The sequence below is a fragment of the Actinosynnema sp. NPDC059335 genome, from assembly GCF_042752395.1.
In the GTDB taxonomy this organism is placed as follows: domain Bacteria; phylum Actinomycetota; class Actinomycetes; order Mycobacteriales; family Pseudonocardiaceae; genus Actinosynnema.
Map to the genome: position 1 here is coordinate 53008 of NZ_JBHYXZ010000049.1, position 1048 is coordinate 54055.

The following is a 1048-nucleotide window of genomic DNA, read 5'->3' on the forward strand; positions in this document are numbered from 1 at the left end:
CGAGTGTGGGGTTCGCGCGCTCTGGTCGCGCGTGGGGGGTGTGGCGCGCCAGCCACCACCCTCGCGGGGGCGGCGCCGGGGGGGGGGCCCGCCCCCCACCACCGGGGTGCAAGTTAGGTGAACCTCGGTAAGGTTAGGCAAGCCTCAACCCGCTCGACTCATTCGACCCGACGAGGACCTTCTGGACATGACCGTACCGGTGACGACCACCCGATGCGACGTGACGACGCCCGTCGCGCGGTCCCTGGCCGAGGTCACCGTGTACGAGGGGTTCGACCTGCGGTTCGGCCTGCCCGCCGAGCGGGGCGACTGGGTGCGGTGCTCCGAGTTCACCGACGAGCCGGAGCGGTTCGACGCGTGGCGCAAGGCGCTGGCGGAGTGGCTGCGCGAGCAGCACGGCGAGGCGCCCGACCGCACCACCGCCGGGTACGTCATGAGCTGGTACCTCAACGTGGTCGGGCTGCTGGGCGGGCTGCTGTTCCACACCGCGCGGCGGGTGCCGTCGCTGCGGCCCGCCGACGTGGCGATCAAGGTGGCCGCGGAGGGCAGGCCGCACACGGTCGGGGTGGCGTTGCTGAGCGAGGAGTTCGCGTGCCTGCCCGACGACCCGGCGGGCGACCACCCGGCGGCGACCGTGGTGGCCGACGAGACCGCGTTGGCGGCGTTGCTGCGGGCCCGGTTCGCGGCGCACAGCGCGCGCTTCGTGGGCGCGTTCGGGCCGACCGTGCGGCTGGGGCGGCGGATGCTGTGGGCGGCGGCCACGGACGCGCTGGACAGCGCGGCGTGGACGGCGGGCCGGGTGTGCGGCGACGAGACGGCGGGCGTGGTGGACGCGGCGCTGCTGCTGCCGGCCAAGCTGGACCCGTTCACCTCGGCGTCCACCCTGCGCGCGACCGGGACGGGGTGGACCCGGCGGCGGGAGAGCTGCTGCTTCCACTTCGTGCTGCCGAACGCCGAACCCTGCTCCACCTGCCCGCGCGTCTGCTGACACCCCCCGCCTCGGACACGCCCGCCGCGGGGCGACCCCCCCCCACCGGCGCGACGCGGC

Annotated in this window: 1 protein-coding gene; it reads left to right on the top strand. The window is 75.6% G+C overall.

Annotated elements, in window-relative coordinates:
* Positions 1-187: 187 nt before the first annotated feature.
* The gene (locus tag ACFXGA_RS17725; protein ID WP_378089074.1) at positions 188-988 is read left to right on the top strand and encodes a (2Fe-2S)-binding protein; all 801 of its coding nucleotides are present in this window, start codon (positions 188-190) and stop codon (positions 986-988) included.
* Positions 989-1048: the final 60 nt, after the last annotated feature.